The following is a 21,013-nucleotide window of genomic DNA, read 5'->3' as shown; positions in this document are numbered from 1 at the left end:
GCCGACATTAGCCCTGACACCACGAGTTGGTTGCGCGATGTCGGATGTGACGTCATAGTGGTGTCATGGATCTGTCGCCGTACATCGCGTCACTGCGCGAGGACCTGGCGACGGCCGCGTCAGCGGGGGACGAGAACACCCGTCGAACGGCCGCCGCGTTGTCCGCAGCGCTCGAGCCAGCCGCGCGACTGGCAATCATGAACGCACTCGCCGACCTCGCCGCGGAGGTCACCGCCTCCCTGGACGGCCAGGTCGTGGAGGTGCGGCTCGCGGGAAGGGACGTCCAGGTGGTCGTCACCGGGTCCGCGGAGCCGGAGCCGGAACCGGCCCCGCGTCAGGAGGTGCCACTTTTTGGCGCCGGTGACGCCACGGGTGACATCAGCCGCATCACGCTGCGCATGATCAACGAGCTCAAGTCGAAGGCCGAGGAGGCCGCGGCCGCCCAGGGCGTGTCGCTGAACTCGTTCATCCAGCAGGCCGTGGGCGGTGCGGTGCACGGCAAGCAGAGGCACCAGCGGCACAAGGGGTGGAGCGGGAACACCGGGTCGGGCTCGCGGGTCCGCGGATGGGTGCAGGGGTGAGCGGGATGACCGAACCGACAGACAGCGAGCCGGCCGGCGTGGTGCGCCAGCAGAGCTTCGAGTTCGCGGGGGTCGCCGAGATCGACATCTCGCTGCTCAGCGGCCGGGTGCAGGTGCAGCTCGTCGACGCGCCCGGCGTGCACGTCGAGGTGCGCCACGACCCGAACGCGGGCAACTCGTGGACCGAGGGCCTGTCGAACGTGCTGAGCTGGGTCAGCGGCCAGTTCGGCACCGACAAGGCGGCGCCCCCGTCCGGTCCGGAGGAGGCCGTGCGCGACGCACGGGTCGAACTGCTGGGCAACCGTTTGCGCATCGAGTCGTCAAAGGCGCTGCCGTTGCGCGCCGTGCCGCTCTCGGTGGTGGTGACGGCCCCCGTGGGGTCGCACGTGGCATCACGGACCGGCGCGGCCGACGTCATCGTGACGGGCGGCGCGGGCAGGCTGGACCTGAACACCGGCACGGGCAGCGTGTCCGCGGACCGCGCGACCGGCGAGGCCAAGGTGAACTCCGGGGCCGGGACCGTGCGGCTGGGCACGATGCTGTCGTCGCTGAAGGCCAAGACGGGCAGCGGTGACGTCGAGGTGTCATCCGTCGGCGGCACGTCCACGCTGATCACCGGCACCGGTGACGTGTGGCTGGGCGCCGTGCAGGGCAACGTCCAGGTGCGCACCGGCAGCGGTGACCTGACCGTGGCCGACGCCGCGTCCGGGGAGCTGCAGCTCGGCACCGGCTCGGGCCACATCCGCGTCGGCATCAGGCAGGGCACGCTCGCGCGCATCGACCTGGTGTCCACGTCCGGCACCGCCCGCAGCGACTTCGACGTGTCGTCGGAACCGCTGGGCGACGCCACGCTGTCGGTCACGGGCCGCACGGGCAGCGGCAACGCTCTGGTGACCGCGTCTTCCACGAGCTGACCGGGGGGTCGGGTAAGGACGTCCCCGGTCAGGGCTCCTGGAACGGTTTGGAGCCGCCGGGGACGTCATCCGGAAAGAGCGGGCAGCGGATCTCCGCCGTCAGGAACTTCCGGACGAAGCTGGAGAAGTTCCCGTTGTAGGACCACTTCTCGCGCATGTCCGTGATCAGCACGGTCCACTCGTCCGGCTCGCCCCGGGTGTACCAGAGGCAGTGCTCGCCGTTGACCGTCATGCCCCAGGGCAACAGCCCAGGCCGGTCCGGGTGCACCCGCAGGCCGGGCGCCCGCCGCAGCGCCCGCAGCATCTTGGGCGCCGTTGCCATCCAGTTCATGAAACCGGCACGCGCTGTTGGGTGCAGGATGCGGACGTAACCGCCCACAATCAGGGGCGGATAGGCCTCGGCGAGATGCACGAAGTCGCTGGGCAGCGCTGTGCCGGCCCGGGCTTTGACCGCGTCCCAGTCAACCGGGTCCGGACGCCTCTCGGGCGCTCCCAGCAGATCGATCCACTCGTCAGGCGGCACCGTTCACCTCCGTGACCCTCAAGCATCGCCTGTGGCACTAGGGATTCGGTTGTACCGCAGTCCATCGACGACCAGTGAGACCACGGCGTCGAACGCATCCTGAATGTGAGGATTCCCCCACTCCTGGGCGTGCGCCGGGTGGTGGAACACCTGCGTCGCGTCCCACACCGCCTGCGCGGTCCTGTCGACGTCGTCGGTCACGAACTCAGCGGTGTCCACTCCGGCCTGGATGATGCGCGCGATCTGCCCGACCAGGTGGCCGAGGTGGTAGTCGAGGACGGCGCCGCTCTCGCTCGCCAGCACCTTGAACGTGGCGAACAGCTCGGGCTCGCCGGAGTGCGAGAGCCGCTTCTTGTCGAAGAGGCGCTGCAACCAGGCCCGCAGGTTGTCGCCCGCGCTCGCCGCCGGGTCGAGCGCCGACGCCATCTCCACGTGGATGGCGTCGAGCCAGCGCCGCGTCACGGCCTCGCGCAACGCGGCCTTGGTCGAGAAGTGGCGGTAGACGCTGCCGTGGCTGACCCCGAGCGCCTTGGCGACGTCGACCACCGTCGCCTTGGCCGGGCCGTACCTGCGCAGGACCTCCTCGGTCGCCGCGAGGATCGCCTCCGCGGTCAACGTCTCCGCCACGTCACGTCACCTCTCGCTGTCCAGCATCGCCATCTGCTGGGCCGGGTACCGCGTGCCCGCGGCGGCCCCGACCGGAACGACGGCCTCGATCTCGTCCAGTTCCCGCTCGGTGAACGTCACGCCGACGGCACCGATCGCCTCCTCCAGCCTCGCACGCTTGGTCGTGCCGACGAGAGGCACCACGTCCTCACCGCGTGCCGCGACCCAGGCGATCGCGAGCTGCGCGACCGTGACGCCCTTGGCCTCGGCGATCTCGCGGAGCTTCGCGACGAGGACCTCGTTGCTGCTGAGGTTGTCGCCCTGGAACCGGGGCGTGTGGCTGCGGTAGTCGCCGCCGTCGAGCGTGAGCGGCGCGGAGGAGATCAGGCCGCGCGACAGCACGCCGTACGCGGTGATGCTGATCCCGAGTTCCCTCGTGACCTGCAGGATCTCCCGTTCGACGCCGCGTTCCAGCAGGCCGTACTCGATCTGCAGGTCGGCGATGGGGTGCACGGCGTGCGCGCGGCGGATGGTGTCGGCGCCGACCTCGCTCAGGCCGATGTGGCGGACGCGGCCCTTGTCGATCTGCTCGGCGATGGCGCCGATGGTGTCCTCGATCGGCACGGCCGGGTCGAGCCTCGCCGGCCGGTAGATGTCGACGTGGTCGGTGTCGAGGCGCTGCAGCGAGTACGCGAGGAAGTTGGCGACGGCGACCGGCCGGGTGTCGAACCCGATGAACGCGCCGTCCGCGTCCCTCAGTCCGCCGAACTTGACGCTGAGCTGCACCTCGTCGCGGCGTCCCTTGATCGCCTCGGCGACCAGCAGCTCGTTGTGGCCCTGGCCGTAGAAGTCGCCGGTGTCGAGCAGCGTGACGCCCGCGTCGAGGGCGGCGCGGACGGTGGCGATGCTCTCGTCCCGGTCGGCCGGGCCGTAGGCGTTGGACATGCCCATGCAGCCCAGGCCGATGGCGGACACGACGGGACCGGTCGCTCCGAGCTGACGCTTCTGCATTTCGAACCCCTCCGTTGTCTTCGGTCTCCTCCACCATGCCCGTTGGACTGACAGATTTCAATATCTGTCAGTCCATTTTTGTTGGCGTGATTGACAAAATTGTTTTGAACGTTCAAAGTGATTTTTGCGATGAGAGACGTGATCTATCTGGACCGGATGGAGCAGGCCGAGACCCTGCTCAAGCCGCAGCGCGTGGAGGTGCTGCGGCAGCTCGCCGCGCCGCGCTCGTGCACCGAGGTCGCCCAGGTGCTCGACCAGACGCCGCAACGCGTGCACTACCACGTGAAGCAGCTGGTCAAGGCCGGTCTGGCCACCCAGGTCTCGGAACGGAAGGTGCGCGGCGTCCAGGAAGGCCTCTACCAGGCCGTGGCGCGGTCGTACTGGCTGTCGCCGCGTCTGGTCGGCCGGATCGGGTCGCGGGACGAACTGGCATTGGGGCATCTCGTGGACCTCGCCGAGCAGATCCAGGTCGACGTGGCAGCCCTCGACAGGTCGACCGAGCTGCCGTCCGTGGGCGTGTCCGGCGAGATCCGGGTGCCGCCCGAGGACCGCGCGCGGTTCCTCGCCGAGCTGCAGACGACGTTGCAGGACCTCTTCACCCGATACGGCGGCGCGGAAGGGGATGCGTTCCGCATCGCGCTCGCCTGCTACCCCAAGGGAGACGATCGATGAGCACCGGAATCACCCGAGTCCGCACCTCCGCCTCGCCCGCCGCCGTCTTCGCGGCCCTGACGACGGCGGACGACCTGCGCGTGTGGCTCGCCGAGCACGCCGACGTGGACCTCGAGCAGGGCGTGTACGAGTTCTGGGGGCGCTACACGCCCGAGGGCGAACGCGGCCGGCACAAGCTGCTGGGCGTCACCGAGTCGTCCGTGCGCTTCTCGTGGTTCCTGCACGGCACCGAGTACACGATCGAACTCGGCGTGGAGGAGCGCGACGGCCAGACGCTGATCGTGGCGTCGCAGTCGCCGTTCCCGGACTGGGGCGCGGCCATCGAGGACGAGGGCAAGGCGGGGGTCGTCCAGACGTTCTGGTCGCTGTCGCTCGCGAACCTGGTCGAGCACGTCGAGAACCGTCCGGTGTTCGCGTTGTGCGACTTCTCGACGCCGGAGCAGAAGATCGAGGTCGACATCGCGGCCGAGCCCGCGGCGATCATCCACGCGCTGACCGACCCGGACGTGTTCGCGCGGTACTTCGGGGCGCGGTGCGCGATCGAACCGCACGTCGGCGGCCGGTGGACGATGGGGAGCAGCTTCGACGAGGAAGCGCACGCCGCGAAGATCCTCGCGCTGGACGAGGAGCGCTTCACGCTGGAGTTCCCGGACGGGATGGTCGCCGACTGGCAGCTGAAGGGCTCCGAGGGCAAGACGCGGCTGACGTTCGTGCAGAGCGGCTTCGACGTGACCGACCCGCCGTACGGCGGCTGGCTGGGCTGGCTGTCCGGGTTCGCGGACATGCGCCGCATGCTGGAGCTGCCGTCGTGGCGGCCGATGTGGCACTCCTACGAGGCGCCCGGACTGCCTGACGGGGTGCTCGTTCTCGAATGATCGGGCGTGGAACAGGCGGGTGAGAGCCAGATCATTCGGCTCTCACCTGTTTACGCCTGGCTATCGTCGGTTCTTAAGTCCGCGGCTAGAGCCAGGCCATCACGATGGCCGGTGAGGCCGCGAGGAAGCTGAACCTCGCGAAGCGCCCCACCATGCCGGTGGCCACGAACATCAGCGTGGACATGCCGGCCAGCCCGGCGAGCACGCTCGTCGCCATGAACGGCGGCACCCCGACCAGCGCGCTCACCCCGTGGGTGCCGGCCATCCAGTTCGGGTGCGCCCGGCACTTCACGTGGATCCACTCGCCCCACCGGTGCATCCGCGTGCCGGGCCCGAACCAGCGGCTGAGCTTCGACGGCTTGCCGGTCTTCTTGCGGTGCATGAACTTCGGCAGGTGGATGTCGCCGCGCGCGGCGTAGAAGTACAGCAGTTTGCCCAGCACCTGGCCGACCGCGACCGAAAGGCCGACGACCCAGAACGATGTGTCCGGCCAGCGCGCACAGAGTCCCAAGACGAACATCTCGATGCTGATGAGAGGGACTATCGCTGAGCCGAGCGCGACCCCGAAGGTGAGGCCAACCAAGGCGAGCACCCGGCCGAGGCTACACACATCTCAGAGGTCGAGTCGGACGGCGAGCTCCCCGGACACCCGGATCTCGCGCAACGGACGCCCGCCTGCGTCCAACGTGCGCACCGTGCCATCACCCGTCCAGCCCAGTCGTTCGTAGAAGCTCTTCGACGCCTTGTCGGCCTCGGGAATCCACGCGATCCCCCTGCTGGCGCCCGTCTCCTGAAGCCTCCTGCCGGCCTCCGCGACGAGCCGCGTGCCGTGCCCGCGCCGGCCCCACCGGGGTTCGACGAGCACGCTGACGAGTGCCGTGGTGTCCGCGTCGTCGGGCAGCGAGCCGTCCGCCTTGGCCACCTCTTCGTCCGGCGCCTTGCTGGCCACGACGAACCCGACGGTCCACTCCCCCTCGGTCGCCTTGAGCACGGCTCCGCTGTGGACGGCGAGGGACCACGCCTCGTCGGCGTCGAGCGTGTCCAGCACGTCCTTCGGCAGCAGCTCGGCGTAAGCGAGCCGCCAAGTCTCCCGATGGATGCGGACGATCTCCTGAAGGTCAGCAGCGGTGGCGATCTGGACGCCGGCGTCGGCCATAAACCCAGCCTATCGACGCCTCGTCCCGGAATTGTCAGGGGTGCGTGCCACCATCGTCGCGTGCAGACGATGAGTGCGGACGTGGCCCGCCGAACCGCGCTGGGCGCCCAGGGCTTCACCGACGGGAGGCCCTCCGCGGCGACCCGCAGACACCTGCAACGAGTCCTGTCCCGCGTGCAGCTGCTCCAGATCGACTCGGTCAACGTGGCCGTCCGCGCGCACTACATGCCGTTGTTCTCCCGCCTGGGCTCCTACGCCCCCACCCTGCTCGACGAGGCCGCCTGGACCCACTCGGCCCGCAAACCCCGCATGCTCGTGGAGACCTGGGCGCACGAGGCCTCCCTGGTCCCGGTGGCCGACTGGCCGCTGTTCCACTCAGGAGCCAAGAAACGAGGCTGGTGGCAGAACTACCAGACCCTCGTCGACCGCTCCCCCCAACTCGTCGACGAGGTCCTGGCTGCCGTCAAGGAACTGGGCCCCATCGGCGCGGGCGCCCTCGAAAAGGCCCTCCTGGGCGACTCGGGGCGCTCCAAGGGCCCGTGGTGGGACTGGTCCGAGGTCAAGCGGGTCTGCGAGGTCCTGTTCGGCGTGGGCGTCCTGACCACAGGCACCCGCCGTTCCTTCGAACGCCTCTACGACCTGACCGAACGCGTCATCCCGGCCGAAGTCCTGGCGCAACAGTGGACCCCGGAATCCGGCGCCCGCGAACTGATCCAGCGCTCGGCGGTGGCCCTCGGCGTGGCCACGGAACCAGACCTGCGCGACTACTACCGCCTCAACCCCCGCCACTCCCAGGCCGCCGTGGCGTCGCTGGTCTCGGACGGCGTGCTGGAACCGGTCGCCGTGGAGGGCTGGAAGGCCGTCGGCTACCGGCACGTGGAGGCGCGCGCGCCGCGGCGAGTGGTCGGGCGAGCGCTGCTGTGCCCGTTCGACCCGCTGATCTGGGAGCGAGCCCGCACCGAACGGATCTTCGGCTTCCGCTACCGCATCGAGATCTACGTCCCGGAACCCAAGCGCGTGCACGGGTACTACGTGTTCCCGTTCCTGCTGGACGGTGAGCTGGTGGGCCGCGTCGACATCAAGGCGGACCGGGCGGCAGGGGTGCTGCGCGTGCAGTCGGCCTGGGCGGAGCCCGGGGTGGACCGGCCTCGGGTGGCGGCGGAACTGGCTGCGGAGTTGCAGCACATGGCCGAGTGGCTGGGGCTGGAGGAGGTTCTGGTGGTGCAGAAGGGAGACCTGGCCGCAGACCTGATCACGGCGGTCCTCGCCGGCTGACCGCTGACGAACGCTTGGGGCGCAACCCTCCACAGCAACGCAAAAGCCCCGGACCAGTCGGCCCGGGGCTTCCGTCAGGAGTGCAGTTCGATCGCTTTCCGCATGGTCTCGCGAGCCCGCCCGCGGTCCCCCGCGATGTCGTACGCGTAGGCCAGCCGGAACCACACCCGCCAGTCCGAAGGCGACGCCTCGACCTCGGCCCGCCGCTCCTCGAACCACGAGTCTGCGGCGTCCCGATCCACCCGCCCGGAAGGCCGGCGCGGCAGGTGCGAGACGTCGGGCAGCAGCCCGTCCGCCTCCAGCTCCCGCGCCATCTTCTCGGTCTCCCACCCGAACCGCAGGTTCGAGTAGACGAGCCACACTCCGAGCAACGGCAGGATCAGCACCCCGACCCCGAGCAGCACGCCGACGATCTCGCCGGTCTGCATCAGGGCCACGGCGCGGCCGGCGAGCAGCACGAAGTAGACCGCGAGCGCCGCGACCAGCGCGGCGACGGTGAGGCGGACCTTCACAGGTCGAGGTACTTGTCGAGGCCGACGGCGAGTCCGGGGCGACCGACGATCTCCCGCACGCCCAGCACGACGCCGGGCATGAAAGAGGTGCGGTGCAACGAGTCCTGGCGCAGCGTCAGGGTCTCGCTCTCCCCGCCGAACACGACCTCCTGGTGCGCGATCATGCCGGAGATGCGCAGCGAGTGGACGTGCACGCCGTCGACGACGGCGCCGCGCGCACCCGGTTCCTCGACGGTGGTGGCGTCGGGCATCGGGTCCATGCCGGACCGCGCGGCGGCGATCAGGCGGGCCGTGTGGGCCGCGGTGCCGGACGGGGCGTCGGCCTTGCGCGGGTGGTGGAGCTCGATGATCTCGGCCGACTCGTAGTAGCGGGCCGCGATCTCCGAGAAGCGCATCAACAGGACCGCGCCGATGCCGAAGTTCGGCGCCACCAGCACGCCGACCGAAGGCTGCGCGGCCAGCAGCGCCGACACCGCGTCCAGCTTGCCCGCGTCGAAGCCGGAAGTGCCGACGACGCAATGGATTCCGGCGCTGATGCAGAACTCCAGGTTCCCCATCACGACGTCGGGGTGCGTGAAGTCGACGACGACCTGCGCACCCGCGTCCACGAGAGCGGACAACGGGTCGTCGGCGTCGATCGCCGCCACGACCTCCATGTCCTTGGCCGCCTCGACGGCGCGGACCACCTCGGAACCCATGCGGCCCCGCGCGCCGAGAACTCCGACGCGAATCATGCAATCACCTCGTGTACCTGGTCCGGCAGATCGTCGGCGTGATCGTAAGGTCCCACCACCGCCGCGGCGACGGGGCGGCGCAGCAGATCACGTGCGAGCAGCGCCACTTCTTCGGCCGACACGGCGTCGATGCGCGCCAGGGTGTCTTCCACGCTCAGGTGGTCGCCGTAGTTCAGCTCGGACTTGCCGATGCGCGACATCCGGGAGCTGGTGTCCTCCAGGCCCAGCACCAGCGCACCGCGCAGCTGTCCCTTGCCTCGCGCCACTTCCGCGTCGGAGAGCCCGCCGCGGGCCACGTCCACGAGCACCTCGCGGATGACGCCCGCGGTCTCGCCGAGACGGTCCGGCTGGCAGCCCGCGTACACGGCGAACGTGCCCGTGTCGGCGTACAGGCCCACGGACGAGTAGACCTGGTAGGCCAGGCCACGGCGTTCGCGCACCTCCTGGAACAGCCGCGAGCTCATGCCACCGCCGACGGCCGCGTTCAGGACGTTCAGCGCGAACCGGCGTTCGTCGTGGCGGTCCAGGCCGCGCATGCCGAGCATCATGTGCGCCTGCTCGGTGTCATCGGTGTGCAGCACGAGCTTCTGCGCGTCGGCGATGCGCGCACGGCCTGCCCGCGGCACGACCGCGCTGCCCTCCCGCGACAGCCGGTCGCCGAGAGCCTTGCGCACCAGGCGCATCACGTGGGCGTGCTCGATGTTGCCGGCGACGGAGAACACCATGCGCGGCAACGTGTAGCGCTTCTTGTAGAACGAGTAGAGCGCGTCGCGTTCCATGTCCTGAATGGACTTCTCGGTCCCCAGCACCGGACGGCCGAGCGCGTGCCCGCCGAACAACGCCTCGATGAACGCGTCGTGCAGCAGGTCCTCGGGGTCGTCGTCGCGCATCGCGATCTCTTCGAGCACGACACCGCGTTCGGTCTCGAAGTCACGCGGCCCGCAGATCGCCTCGAACACCACGTCCGCCACGAGGTCCACCGCCAGCGGCAGGTCCTCGTCGAGGACGTGCGCGTAGTAGCAGGTGTGCTCCTTCGCGGTGAACGCGTTCAGCTCGCCGCCGACCGCGTCGATCTCCTCCGCGATGGCCGCGGCCGACCGGCGCGCGGTTCCCTTGAACAGCAGGTGTTCCAGGTAGTGCGCGGCACCCTCGACCTCGGGCCGTTCGTCGCGCGACCCGACCTGCACCCACAGCCCGACCGACGCGGACCGCACGCTCGGGATGCGCTCGGTGATGACGCGCAGGCCCGACGGCAGCATGCTGCGCCGCACCTCGGACCCGGCGGACGCCTCCAGCACGCGGGTGCTGCCCGGCTTCTGGAGGTGTCCCAGCGTGTGAGTACGCGGACGGCCGCGGGTGGATGCACCCGCGGCCGTCACGTTGTTGTCTGTCGCACTCACTGCGCGGGAGCCGCCTCAACAGGCGTTTCCTCGGCAACGGGAGCGTCAGCCGGCTTCGCGGCGTCCTCTTCGGACACCACGACGAGGCTGATCTTGCCGCGCTGGTCGATGTCGGCGATCTCGACGCGGAGCTTGTCGCCGACCTTGACGACGTCCTCCACCTTCGCGATGCGCTTGCCGTTGCCCAGCTTCGAGATGTGGACGAGGCCGTCCTTGCCGGGCAGCAGCGAGACGAACGCGCCGAACGCGGCCGTCTTCACCACGGTGCCCAGGAAGCGCTCGCCGACCTTCGGCAGCTGCGGGTTCGCGATCGCGTTGATCATGCCGATCGCGGCCTCGGCCGAGGGGCCGTCCGCCGCACCGACGTAGATCGTGCCGTCGTCCTCGATGGAGATGTCGGCACCGGTCTGCTCGGTGATCGAGTTGATCATCTTGCCCTTCGGGCCGATGACCTCGCCGATCTTGTCGGTCGGGATCTTGACCGACGTCACGCGCGGCGCGAAGGCGCTCATCTCGTCCGGGTCGGAGATGGCCTCGGCCATGACCTCGAGGATCGTGTAGCGCGCGTCGCGGGCCTGGCCCAGCGCCTGCGCCAGCACCTCGGACGGGATGCCGTCGAGCTTCGTGTCGAGCTGCAGCGCCGTCACGAACTCCTTGGTGCCCGCGACCTTGAAGTCCATGTCGCCGAACGCGTCCTCGGCACCGAGGATGTCGGTCAGCGCCACGTAGCGGGTCTCACCGTCGACCTCGTCGGAGACGAGACCCATCGCGATGCCGGAGACCGGCGCCTTCAGCGGGACACCCGCGTTGAGCAGCGACAGGGTGGACGCGCAGACCGAGCCCATCGACGTGGAGCCGTTGGAGCTCAGCGCCTCGGACACCTGGCGGATCGCGTATGGGAACTCGTCACGCTTCGGGAGCACGGGCATGAGAGCGCGCTCAGCCAGTGCGCCGTGGCCGATCTCGCGGCGCTTCGGCGAACCCACGCGGCCGGTCTCACCGGTCGAGTAGGGCGGGAAGTTGTAGTGGTGCAGGTAGCGCTTGTGCGTCTCGGGAGACAGCGAGTCGATCTGCTGCTCCATGCGCAGCATGTTCAGCGTGGTGACACCCAGGATCTGGGTCTCGCCGCGCTCGAACAGCGCCGAGCCGTGCGTCCTCGGGATGATCGCGACCTCGGCACCGAGGTCGCGGATGTCCGTGAGGCCGCGGCCGTCGATGCGGACCTTGTCGCGCAGGATCCGCTGGCGCACGAGCTTCTTGGTCAGCGAGCGGAACGCCGCGCCGATCTCCTTCTCGCGGCCCTCGAACTGCTCGGCCAGCTTCTCCAGCGTGGCGGCCTTGACCTCGTCCAGCTTGGACTCGCGCTCGGCCTTGCCCGCGATGGTCAGCGCCTGCGCGAGCTCGCCGGACGCGGACGCCTCGACGGCCTCGAACGCGTCGGCCTGGTAGGCCGGGTACGTCGGGAACTCACCGGTGGCCTTCGCGGCGACCTGGGCGAGCTGCGCCTGGGCCTCGCAGAGGACCTTGATGAACGGCTTCGCGGCCTCGAGACCCGCGGCCACGACCTCCTCGGTGGGGGCGGTGGCGCCCTCGCCGATCAGGTCGATCACGTTCTCGGTGGCCTCGGCCTCGACCATCATGATCGCGACGTCGCCCGAGTCGACCACGCGGCCCGCGACGACCATGTCGAACACGGCCTTCTCGAGCTGCTCGTGGGTCGGGAACGCGACCCACTGGCCCTCGATCAGAGCGACGCGGACGCCACCGATCGGGCCGGAGAACGGCAGACCCGCGAGCTGCGTCGACGCGGACGCGGCGTTGATCGCCACGACGTCGTACAGGTCCTTCGGGTTCAGGCTCATCACGGTGATGACGACCTGGATCTCGTTGCGCAGACCGTCCACGAAGGACGGGCGCAGCGGACGGTCGATCAGGCGGCAGGTGAGGATGGCGTCCGTGCTCGGACGGCCCTCACGCCGGAAGAAGGAGCCGGGGATGCGGCCCGCGGCGTACATGCGCTCCTCGACGTCCACCGTGAGGGGGAAGAAGTCGAAGTGCTCCTTGGGGTGCTTCGACGCCGTCGTGGCGCTCAGCAGCATGGTCTCGTCGTCCAGGTACGCCACCACGCTGCCGGCGGCCTGACGCGCGAGGCGCCCGGTCTCGAAGCGGATGGAGCGCGAGCCGAACTTGCCGTTGTCGATAACGGCAGTCGCCTCGTGGACCTCGATGTCCGTCATTTACTTGTTACTCCTCGTCTTTTGGACACCGCACACGCGTCTTGACGAGGCCGGTCTTCGATCGAAGTCCCCTGGGGCGTCTTCCACCAGGGAACCACTACCGAGGACCGGCGATAACTGCTTCGCGCGATGCGGGTCCTGTTCGTTCCTCTTTGCAACCAGGGATCTGTATACACCCGGTTGTGCGCCGAGGGGGAGTGACCGGCCGGTCACTCCCCCTCGGCAAGTATCACCTGCGCAGACCGAGGCGCTGGATCAGCGCGCGGTAGCGGTTGATGTCCACCTTGGTCAGGTAGTTCAGCAGACGGCGGCGACGGCCGACCATCAGCAGAAGACCACGGCGGGAGTGGTGGTCGTGCTTGTGCTGCTTCAGGTGCTCGGTGAGGTCAGCGATGCGCTTGCTCAGCAGGGCCACCTGGGCCTCGGTGGAGCCGGTGTCCGAGTCGTGCAGACCGTACTCGCCGAGGATGGACTTCTTCTGATCCGTGGACAGTGCCACTAGGTACTTCTCCTACTTGTTCAGGTCCGTGCGGCCCCACGCCCGCCGAATTGCTGGCCGGGGTAGCCGGTACTGGCCGCCACGGACCGCAGCCAGACCCAACTGCGAAGGCTATCAGGCACGACGCTCAGCGGCGCGCTGACGTGCGCAACCCCACCCGATCCACGGATGGCCGGACGCCGTCGGCGCTGCTCACGAGCACGGCACCATTAGGTGCGTGAACCGAATTGTGGTCGGTGTGTCCGCTGATGCCAACTCATTTAATTCGCCGTGAATTCCCGGCGGACCCGGTTCAGCGCGGACCCGCGGCCCTGATCGCGCGGCGGAAGAGCTCCGCGATCGCCGGGAAGTCCTCGGTGAGCAGGTCCGCGGCCTGCTGGAGCTCCATCCGGTCCGCGACGCGGCGCAGCACCGGGTACGCGACGCTCTCGTCGCCGTTGACCGGCAACGAGTCGCGCGACACCGTCGGCTTGGACTCGCGCACCTCGTCGAGCGCGCGCTGCAACGCGTCCGGAGCGCCCGTCGCCACGTCGGGCGTGAGGATCTTGCGCTCCAGCATGATCAGCCGGGCGAGCACGGAGGGGTTGCCGATCTTGGCCCGGCGGCCGCTCATCACCTGGCTCAGCATCGGCGCGCTGATCCCCAGCACGTCCGCGAGCTGGGCCTGGGACACGTTGAAGGCCACGACCAACCGCCGCACCCGGTCACCCAGAGGCTCCCCGTACCACTCCCGTTGCAGGGCGAGGTTGCGCTGAACGATCTTGTGGTCCTCCACCTTGGCCTCTCCAGTAGCCAGCACTCCGACCCGCATCCTGCCAGGCCGCGGACGCCCGGACGTCCGCTTCGCCCAATCTGACGGTCACGACTCGTGCAACAGTTCCCTCGTTCGGTCTACATCTCGATGCATTTGTTCGAGAAGTGCCTCGACGGAGTCGAACTTCTCCATCTCGCGCAGCCGTTCGATGAAGTCGACGGACACGCGCTGACCGTAGTAGTCCTCGTCCACGTCCAGCACGAACGCCTCGACGCGGCGCTCCTTGCCGGAGAACGTCGGGTTGGTCCCCACCGACACGGCGGCCCTGAGCGTCTTGCCCTTGGCGTCGGTGAACCAGCACGCGTAGATGCCGTCCGCCGGCACAGCGGCGAACTTAGGCGTGGACAGGTTGGCCGTCGGGAACCCGAGGTCCTTCCCCCGCCCGTCGCCCTTGACGACGATCCCCTCGAGCCGGTGCGGACGCCCCAGCGCCTCGGCCGCCGCCTTCACGTCCCCCGCGTCGATGCACGCGCGGATGTACGTGGACGAGTACGTCACCTCTTCTGCGGACACCAGATCAGCCCCCTCGGTCACGAATCCGAACCGCTGCCCGAGCTGGCGCAGCAGGGCGACGTTACCCAACGCCTTGTGCCCGAAGGTGAAGTTCTCACCCACTACGACAGCCGCCGCGTGCAGCTTCTCGACCAGCACCTCGTGCACGAACTGGTCGGCGGGCATCCGGCTGGTCTCCAGGCTGAACGGCACCACCACGAAGTGGTCCACCCCGAGCGCCTCGACGAGCGCGGCCCGCCGCCGCAACGTGGTGAGCTGAGCGGGGTGACTGCCCGGCCGCACCACCTCGGACGGGTGCGGGTCGAAGGTCATCAGCACGCTCGGCAGGCCACGCTGCTCAGCGAGCCCGACGGCACGCCCGATCAGGGCCTGATGGCCTTTGTGGACACCGTCGAACACGCCGATGGTCACGACGCAGCGGCCCCAGCCGCCGGGGAGGTGATCTAGTCCGCGCCAGCGTTGCACGGTGATCAGCCTACGACGGCGCCGCCGGGGACCGCCCGCCTGCCTCGCGAGGCGTTCCGTCCGGGCGGAACCCGGGCACGAGCCCGCAGGCGCGTTCGGCGTGTCGTCAGCCGGCCGGGCTCAGCACCACCACGGGTTTGCAGGCGGTGCCCTCGTCCTTGGCCAGCGCGATGACGTGCCCGTCCGGCCCGAACACCCCGTACGTCCCGTCGATCCCACCCGCCCGCAACCGCTGCCCGTGGGACAACGCCGACGCCTCGGCCGGGTCGATCTCCCGGCGCGGGAAGGCGGTGGCCACGGCCGCGTCCAGGTCCAGCGACAGCCCCGGCGTCTCCTCCAGCTGCGCCAGGGTCTTCGCCACCCGCAGGTCGAACGGCCCGACCCTGGTGCGCCGCAACGCCCCCAGGTGCCCGCCGACGCCCAGCGCGGCGCCGAGGTCACGGGCCAGCGCGCGCACGTACGTGCCGGAGGAGCACTCGACCATCACGTCCAGCAGCACCTGCTTGTCCTCACGGCGGGAGAACAGCACGTCGAACCGGTGGACGGTCACGGGGCGCGCGGGGATCTCGACCTCCTCGCCGGCGCGGACGCGGGCGTAGGCGCGCTTGCCGTCGATCTTCACGGCCGAGACGGACGACGGCACCTGCTGGATCGGGCCGGTCAGCTTCGCGATCTCGGCCGCGATCGCGTCGTCGGCCACGCCGGAAGCGTCCTCAGTGGACAGAACCTCGCCCTCGGCGTCGTCCGTCGTGGTGGACGCGCCGAGCACGATGGTCGCGAGGTAGGCCTTGCTGTCCAGGGCGAGGTGGCCGAGGAGCTTGGTGGCGCGCTCGATGCCGAGCACGAGCACGCCGGTCGCCATCGGGTCGAGGGTGCCGGCGTGCCCGACCTTGCGGGTGCCGAGAATCCTGCGCACCCGTGCCACCACGTCGTGCGAGGTCATGCCGTCCGGCTTGTCGACGACGACCAGGCCCGGTGCAACAGAGGGTTTCACGGCGGCAAATCTTAAGCGACGCGCAGAGCGTCCCAGCGACGACGCCGGATCTGCACCGGCACCATCTCGCCGCGCGCCTCGGCCTCGAACACCGCGGCACGGGCGCGGCGCCACCACACGAGCATCCGCCAGCCCCCGAACACGAGCACCAGCACGAGGAAGCTCAGCGCGACGCGGAACGCCGCGGCCGGGGCCAGCACGCCCTCCAGCAGGTCCAGCGCGACACCGATGCCGAGCGCCGAGACCGTCACCGCGAGGAAGCCGCCGACGTTGACCAGGCCGCTCGCCGTGGACTGCCGGTGCGACGGGTTGTAGTCGCGGGCCAGCGCGAACGCCACGCCCGAGATCGGCCCGCCCACGGTCAGCACCAGGAACACCACGGCGATGACGGGCGCCGGCACGTGCCCGCCGGGCCACAGCAGCAGCACGGCCCACCCGGTGAACGCGAAGCCGAGGAACCCGACCGCGATCGGCATGCGCCACTCGGGGTTGCGGGAGAACAGGCCACCGACGATCGGGCCCGTCACGATGCCGCCGACGACCAGCAGCCCGAGCGTGGACGACGCGGCGTTCGGGGACATGCCCTGCGCCTGCACCAGGTACGGGTAGCCCCACAGCAGGCCGATCACGGCGGGCGTCGACATCGTGCTGAAGTGCGCCCAGAAGCCGAGCCGGGTGCCGGGCACGCTCCACGCCTGCCGCACCTTCGGCCAGATCCTGCGCAACGGCACGGGTTCCGGCCGGGGCGCGGTGAACCCGGTGGGCACGTCCCGCACCCGCAGGAACGCCACGACCGAGTACGCGGCGGTCAGGCCACCCGCGACGAGGAACGCCCAGGTCCACCCGACCGAGCCGAGCAGGAGCGTCAGCGGCACGGTGGCGGCGAGGTTCCCGAAACCGCCGATCGTGGCCGTCACGGCGACGACCAGCGAGTACTGACGCGGCGGGAAGTGCGTCGCGACGAGGCGGATCACGCTGATGAACGTCATCGCGTCACCCATGCCGAGCACCGCGCGTGCGGTGAGTCCCAGCGCGTAGGAGTCGGCGATGGCGAAGAGCAGCTGGCCCGTGCCCATCAGCAACGCGGCGACGGTGAGGATGCGGCGCGGCCCGTAGCGGTCGACGAGCAGGCCGGTGGGAATCTGCATGAGGGCGTAGACACCGATCTGCAGCACGGTGAACACACCGAGCTGAGCGGGTCCGAGCCCGAAGCGTTCGCTCGCCTCCAGGCCGGCCACGCCGAGCGTGGTCCGGTGGAACAGGGCGGCGAAGTAGACGAAGACGGCGGTGGTCCAGATCAGCCACGAGGTTCGGGTGGCGCGATCGACCGGCGGCACGGCGACACTCTCCCAGGTCAGAGGCGGGCAGATATTAGTTACATCGCCTAAACAACCTTCTTGGTAACGATTTCATGCCGTGAAGTCCGACACAGCGCCCGTTCGGGGCTCACCGCCGGTGTGCCTGCTCACACGAGGGCTACCGGACCGCGCCCTCCACCGCCCACTCCCCCGACCGGGTGCGCCACACGACGGCCACGAGCCGCAGCACCATGAACGCGGAGAGTCCCGTCCAGATCCCGGCGAGCCCCCACCCGAACGCGTACGAGGCCCACACCAGCGGCAGGAACCCGATCACCGCCGAGCCGAGCGTCGCCGTGCGCATGAACTTCACGTCGCCGGCCCCCAGCAGCACACCGTCCAACGCGAACACCACGCCCGCGATCGGTTGCAGCGCAACGAAGAACCACCACGCGTTGGGGATCTCGCCGAGCACCCCGGCGTCCGTCGTGAACGCCCGCGGCAGCACGGTGATCAACGCCGCGAACACGATCCCGAGCCCGATGCCGAACACCAGCCCGTACCGGGTGACCTGCCAGGCGAGCCTCTCCGCCTGCCGCCGCTTCGACGCCCCCAGAGCCGCGCCCACCAACGACTGCGCCGCGATGGCCAACGAGTCGAGCACTAGCGCGAGGAACGTCCACAACTGCAGCACGACCTGATGCGCACCCAACGCCGCGACGGACGACCGTGCCGCCACGGAGGCCGCGCTGATGAAGCACGCCTGGAACGCAAGGCTGCGCAACACCAAGTCACGCCCCATGCCGAGCTGCGCGCGCATGGCCGTCCAATGCGGCTTCAACGACACCTTCTCCGCGAACAACGCCTTGAAGAACAAGCCGGCGGAAAGCAGCTGCGCCACCACGTTCGCGATCGCCGAACCCTCAAGCCCCCACCCGGCGCCGTACACGAGCGCTGGGCAGAGCACGGCGCTGATGCCGTTGCCTATCAAGATGTACTTCAAAGGCCGTTTGGTGTCTTGGACACCGCGCATCCACCCGTTGCCGGCCATCGTGACGAGGATGAACGGCGCACCGAACAACGCGATGCGCACCCACTCCACCGCCGCGTCCGCCACGGCGCCGTTGCCCGCGAGCAGCTCCGCCAACGGCCGCGCGAAGACCTGCCCGAGCAGCACCACGAGCACGCCGGCGGCCAACGCGAGCCACGTCGCCTGCACGCCTTCCTCGACGGCCTCCTGACGCCGTCCGGCACCGTGCAACCGGGCCGTGCGCGCCGTTGTGCCGTACGACAGGAACGTCAGCTGCGTGGACACCTGCGTGAGCAGCACGCCGCCGAGCGCGAGCCCGGCGAGCGGCAACGCCCCGAGGTGCCCCACGACCGCCGTGTCCACGAGCACGTACAACGGCTCCGCCGCCAGCACCCCGAGCGCGGGTACCGCCAGCCCGATCACCCGCCGAGCGGGAACCCGATCCTCCACCTGACGAACCTAAGCTTTGCGAAGCTCTTTCGTCCGGTGACGACGGCCACTCACGACCGTTGGGGCAACCCGAACACCTGCTCGCGCGCCACGGCGAGCGCCGAGTGCAACGCACCGGACCGCACCGGGTTCGCGGTGATCTGCGCGAGCGACACCGGCGTCCGCGGCACGACGAGCTTCAGCAGCTCGGCGGCCACCAGATCGCACAACGTCTCGCCGCCCGCGTGCGCGACCTGCCCGGACAGCAGCACGAGCTCCGGGTCGAGCACGCACACGACGTTCGCGAGGCCCAGCGCTATCCGATGCGCCAGCACCGTCAGGAACTGCTTGCCCTCCTTGCCCGCGTTCAGCGCGTGCGCGACGGCCTCCAGCCCGGACGCCTCGTTGATGCCGTGCGCGGCTGCGAGCTCCACGATCGCCTCGCTGTCGACCTGGTCGCCGTAGCGGCCACCGGGCACCTGCATCGAGTCGATCTCACCCGCGCCGCCCGTGACGCCGCGCAGCAGCGTCCCGTTCACCACGACCGCCGAGCCGATCTCGTCCGCGGGCCAGAACAGCACGAAGTTGCGCACCCCGACCGCGCGGCCGGAGCTCATCTCCTCCAGCGCGGCCAGGTTGATGTCGTTCTCGATCGACACCGACGTGCCGAGCAGCTCCCGCAACGTCGACGGCAGGTCGACGTCCACGAGCCCCGGCAGGTGCGGCGCGAACCCGAGGTGCCCGGTCGAGGGGTCCACCGCACCGGGCGTGCCGACGACGACGTGCGACAGCGCGTCGAGGCTCAGCCCGGCCAGCGCCGCCGCCTTCTGCACGGTCTCCCGGAAGACCTGGAGCGTGTTCTCCTTGGGCATCGGCGAGCTGTGCTCGGCCAGCAGCGAGCCGGTGATGTCCGCGATGGCCACGTCGATCAGCTCGGGCGTCAGCGCCACCGCCGCCACGTGCCCCACACCGCCGTTGACGGCCCACATCTGCGCCCGTGGCCCGCGCCCACCACCACGCAACCCGGTGCGGACGACCATGCCGTCCTCCTCGAGCCGCGCCAGCAACTGGGCGGTCGCGGGCTTGGACAGCCCGATGACCTCCTCCAGCTCGGCCCGGGTCATCGCACCGGTGCGCAACAACGTCTCGATAGCGGCCCGGTCGTTGATCTCCCGCAGCAGCCGCGGGCTTCCTGTCCGTGTCATGACCCCACCCGCTCCAACGCGCCCTTCAGCGCGGCAACGACCTGCTCCGCGGCCCCGTCGAAGGTGAACCCGGCCGCCAGCCGATGCCCACCACCCCCGAGCACCTGCGCCACCTCACGAACGTCGACCCGGCTCACGGCCCGCAGCGACACGGACCAGAAACCAGGCTTCAACTCCTTCAACACAGCCGCGACCTCGGCCTCGGAAGCAGAGCGCACGACGTCGATCACGCTCTCCACCTCCTCGCTCCGCACCCCACGAGCGTCCTCAAGGCTCACCACGGCATGCGCCAGCCCCAACCCGCCGGCAGCAGCCCGATCAAGCTCGGCCTTCGCCAACACCTGGGACAACATCCCGAGATACGCGAACGGATGCGCGTCCATCAACGGCCGTGTGACGGCATACGCGTCCACCCCGGTCTCCAGAAGACGCGCGGCCGTCTTGTGCGCCTCAGGCCCGGCCTTCCGAAACCCACCGGTGTCCGTCACGAGCCCCGCGTAGATGCACCGCGCGATCGGCTCGTCGACTTCAACACCCATCTCGTCCAACAACTTGAGCGCGATCAATGCCGTGGCCTCAGCGTGCTCATCAATGCAGTGCAACGTCCCGTACCGCGTGTTGGACACGTGATGGTCCACAACGATCACGGGCCCACGACACCCGGCCACCCGATCCTGCAAGGGCCCAAGCCGCTGCAAACTCCCGGTGTCCATGACCACCAGGAACTCAGGCTCCGCAGGCACCTCGTCGCGATGCACCAACAGCCCGTTGGTGTCCAACGCCTTCAGACTCTCCGGCACACCCTCGGGCTCCCCGAAGGCAACCCGCACCACCACCCCGCGCCGCTGCAGCGCAAGCCCCACCGCCAAAGCACTCCCGAGCGTGTCAGCGTCAGGATTGATGTGACTCAGCAGGGTCACATCACGGGCGTCGGCCAGCAACCGCGCGGCCTCGGCAATGGTGGTGCTCAGGTCGTCTGCCACAGGGAGACGTTAGCCGCTAACGGTCCCGAAGTGCGGTACGGCACCCTCAGACAAGACAGTTTCCATCCGATTCCTGCGGCAACGTGCCACGAGGACAGTCCCACCCCGGCCCACGACAGCCCCACAGGCCCACATCACCCCTGGTCAGAGGCAGCGAGGGCAGGCTGACGCAGGAGTCCCCTCGGAAGTTGACTCCTTGGGGTCAGTGGGTCGTTGCAACGCTCCTGGTTGGAGGGTTGTGTGGGTGTTCCGAAGGTGTCTCGGGATGTGCGGGTTCGGTTCTGGGC

22 protein-coding genes are annotated in these 21,013 nt (G+C 69.6%); 5 read left to right on the top strand and 17 right to left on the bottom strand.

From position 1 onward, the window contains the following. Positions 1–65 precede the first annotated feature (65 nt). Both ACFWNN_RS36970 and ACFWNN_RS36965 read left to right on the top strand, forming a co-directional pair. A complete protein-coding gene (locus ACFWNN_RS36970; RefSeq protein ID WP_382444603.1) occupies positions 66–581 on the top strand; it encodes a toxin-antitoxin system HicB family antitoxin in 516 nt (171 codons plus the stop codon). A gap of 5 nt (positions 582–586) precedes the next feature. Next, a complete protein-coding gene (locus ACFWNN_RS36965) occupies positions 587–1,495 on the top strand; it encodes a DUF4097 domain-containing protein (protein ID WP_382444602.1) in 909 nt (302 codons plus the stop codon). A gap of 28 nt (positions 1,496–1,523) precedes the next feature. Here the strand turns inward: ACFWNN_RS36965 and ACFWNN_RS36960 are convergent, their stop codons facing one another. From ACFWNN_RS36960 to ACFWNN_RS36950, 3 genes are read right to left on the bottom strand one after another with little or no spacing between them, the layout of a single operon-like run. Continuing rightward, positions 1,524–2,018 carry a hypothetical protein gene (locus ACFWNN_RS36960; RefSeq protein WP_382444601.1) on the bottom strand — a complete coding sequence of 165 codons (495 nt, stop codon included), beginning with the start codon at positions 2,016–2,018 and terminating at the stop codon, positions 1,524–1,526. Positions 2,019–2,036: 18 nt separating this feature from the next. Continuing rightward, positions 2,037–2,645 carry a TetR family transcriptional regulator gene (locus ACFWNN_RS36955; RefSeq protein ID WP_382444600.1) on the bottom strand — a complete coding sequence of 203 codons (609 nt, stop codon included), beginning with the start codon at positions 2,643–2,645 and terminating at the stop codon, positions 2,037–2,039. A 6-nt stretch (positions 2,646–2,651) separates the two neighbouring features. Then, the gene (locus ACFWNN_RS36950) at positions 2,652–3,635 is read right to left on the bottom strand and encodes an aldo/keto reductase (RefSeq protein ID WP_382444599.1); all 984 of its coding nucleotides are present in this window, start codon (positions 3,633–3,635) and stop codon (positions 2,652–2,654) included. A gap of 129 nt (positions 3,636–3,764) precedes the next feature. Here ACFWNN_RS36950 and ACFWNN_RS36945 point away from each other — a divergent pair, with 129 nt between their 5' ends. Then, positions 3,765–4,307: a helix-turn-helix domain-containing protein gene (locus ACFWNN_RS36945; protein ID WP_382444598.1), complete on the top strand. Its 543-nt coding sequence runs from the start codon at positions 3,765–3,767 to the stop codon at positions 4,305–4,307. Continuing rightward, positions 4,304–5,182 carry an SRPBCC family protein gene (locus ACFWNN_RS36940; RefSeq protein ID WP_382444597.1) on the top strand — a complete coding sequence of 293 codons (879 nt, stop codon included), beginning with the start codon at positions 4,304–4,306 and terminating at the stop codon, positions 5,180–5,182. Before ACFWNN_RS36945 ends, ACFWNN_RS36940 begins: the two co-directional genes overlap by 4 nt. An 85-nt stretch (positions 5,183–5,267) precedes the next feature. Here the strand turns inward: ACFWNN_RS36940 and ACFWNN_RS36935 are convergent, their stop codons facing one another. Beyond that, the gene (locus ACFWNN_RS36935; RefSeq protein WP_382444681.1) at positions 5,268–5,765 is read right to left on the bottom strand and encodes a hypothetical protein; all 498 of its coding nucleotides are present in this window, start codon (positions 5,763–5,765) and stop codon (positions 5,268–5,270) included. A gap of 30 nt (positions 5,766–5,795) precedes the next feature. After that, positions 5,796–6,338 (bottom strand): GNAT family N-acetyltransferase, encoded by a 543-nt coding sequence (locus tag ACFWNN_RS36930; RefSeq protein WP_382444596.1) that lies wholly within the window; start codon positions 6,336–6,338, stop codon positions 5,796–5,798. Between the two features lie 69 nt (positions 6,339–6,407). On the opposite strand from ACFWNN_RS36930, the gene ACFWNN_RS36925 reads away from it, so the two are divergent. Further along, positions 6,408–7,613: a winged helix-turn-helix domain-containing protein gene (locus tag ACFWNN_RS36925; protein ID WP_382444680.1), complete on the top strand. Its 1,206-nt coding sequence runs from the start codon at positions 6,408–6,410 to the stop codon at positions 7,611–7,613. A gap of 74 nt (positions 7,614–7,687) precedes the next feature. Here the strand turns inward: ACFWNN_RS36925 and ACFWNN_RS36920 are convergent, their stop codons facing one another. From ACFWNN_RS36920 to ACFWNN_RS36865, 12 genes are all read right to left on the bottom strand, one after another. Beyond that, positions 7,688–8,125 (bottom strand): tetratricopeptide repeat protein, encoded by a 438-nt coding sequence (locus ACFWNN_RS36920; RefSeq protein WP_382444595.1) that lies wholly within the window; start codon positions 8,123–8,125, stop codon positions 7,688–7,690. After that, complete coding sequence (gene dapB, locus ACFWNN_RS36915; RefSeq protein WP_382444594.1) at positions 8,122–8,859, bottom strand: 4-hydroxy-tetrahydrodipicolinate reductase; 738 nt, start codon at positions 8,857–8,859, stop codon at positions 8,122–8,124. Before dapB ends, ACFWNN_RS36920 begins: the two co-directional genes overlap by 4 nt. Continuing rightward, on the bottom strand, positions 8,856–10,190 hold the full coding sequence (locus tag ACFWNN_RS36910; RefSeq protein WP_382444679.1) for a M16 family metallopeptidase: 1,335 nt from the start codon (positions 10,188–10,190) through the stop codon (positions 8,856–8,858). The genes dapB and ACFWNN_RS36910 overlap by 4 nt, the downstream gene beginning before the upstream one ends. Positions 10,191–10,255: 65 nt before the next feature. Next, positions 10,256–12,496 (bottom strand): polyribonucleotide nucleotidyltransferase, encoded by a 2,241-nt coding sequence (locus tag ACFWNN_RS36905; RefSeq protein ID WP_382444593.1) that lies wholly within the window; start codon positions 12,494–12,496, stop codon positions 10,256–10,258. A 229-nt stretch (positions 12,497–12,725) separates the two neighbouring features. Next, on the bottom strand, positions 12,726–12,995 hold the full coding sequence (gene rpsO / locus ACFWNN_RS36900) for a 30S ribosomal protein S15 (RefSeq protein WP_045318466.1): 270 nt from the start codon (positions 12,993–12,995) through the stop codon (positions 12,726–12,728). Between the two features lie 292 nt (positions 12,996–13,287). Continuing rightward, complete coding sequence (locus ACFWNN_RS36895; protein WP_382444678.1) at positions 13,288–13,770, bottom strand: helix-turn-helix domain-containing protein; 483 nt, start codon at positions 13,768–13,770, stop codon at positions 13,288–13,290. Positions 13,771–13,854: 84 nt separating this feature from the next. Next, positions 13,855–14,787, bottom strand: a complete 933-nt coding sequence (locus ACFWNN_RS36890; protein ID WP_382444592.1) for a bifunctional riboflavin kinase/FAD synthetase — start codon at positions 14,785–14,787, stop codon at positions 13,855–13,857. Positions 14,788–14,893: 106 nt separating this feature from the next. After that, positions 14,894–15,781: a tRNA pseudouridine(55) synthase TruB gene (truB, locus tag ACFWNN_RS36885; RefSeq protein WP_382444591.1), complete on the bottom strand. Its 888-nt coding sequence runs from the start codon at positions 15,779–15,781 to the stop codon at positions 14,894–14,896. Positions 15,782–15,792: 11 nt separating this feature from the next. Beyond that, on the bottom strand, positions 15,793–17,118 hold the full coding sequence (locus ACFWNN_RS36880; protein WP_382444590.1) for a nitrate/nitrite transporter: 1,326 nt from the start codon (positions 17,116–17,118) through the stop codon (positions 15,793–15,795). A 139-nt stretch (positions 17,119–17,257) separates the two neighbouring features. Then, positions 17,258–18,559, bottom strand: coding sequence for an MATE family efflux transporter (locus ACFWNN_RS36875; protein WP_382444589.1), 1,302 nt, complete (start codon positions 18,557–18,559; stop codon positions 17,258–17,260). 50 nt (positions 18,560–18,609) lie between these two features. Beyond that, positions 18,610–19,743, bottom strand: a complete 1,134-nt coding sequence (locus tag ACFWNN_RS36870) for an ROK family protein (RefSeq protein WP_382444588.1) — start codon at positions 19,741–19,743, stop codon at positions 18,610–18,612. After that, positions 19,740–20,726 carry a bifunctional oligoribonuclease/PAP phosphatase NrnA gene (locus ACFWNN_RS36865; protein ID WP_382444587.1) on the bottom strand — a complete coding sequence of 329 codons (987 nt, stop codon included), beginning with the start codon at positions 20,724–20,726 and terminating at the stop codon, positions 19,740–19,742. Before ACFWNN_RS36865 ends, ACFWNN_RS36870 begins: the two co-directional genes overlap by 4 nt. Positions 20,727–21,013: the final 287 nt, after the last annotated feature.

It is taken from the genome of Lentzea sp. NPDC058450, from assembly GCF_042721395.1.
Classification (GTDB): domain Bacteria; phylum Actinomycetota; class Actinomycetes; order Mycobacteriales; family Pseudonocardiaceae; genus Lentzea.
The sequence above is the reverse complement of the archived record's forward strand: the minus strand, read 5'-3'. Positions and strand labels throughout refer to the sequence as shown.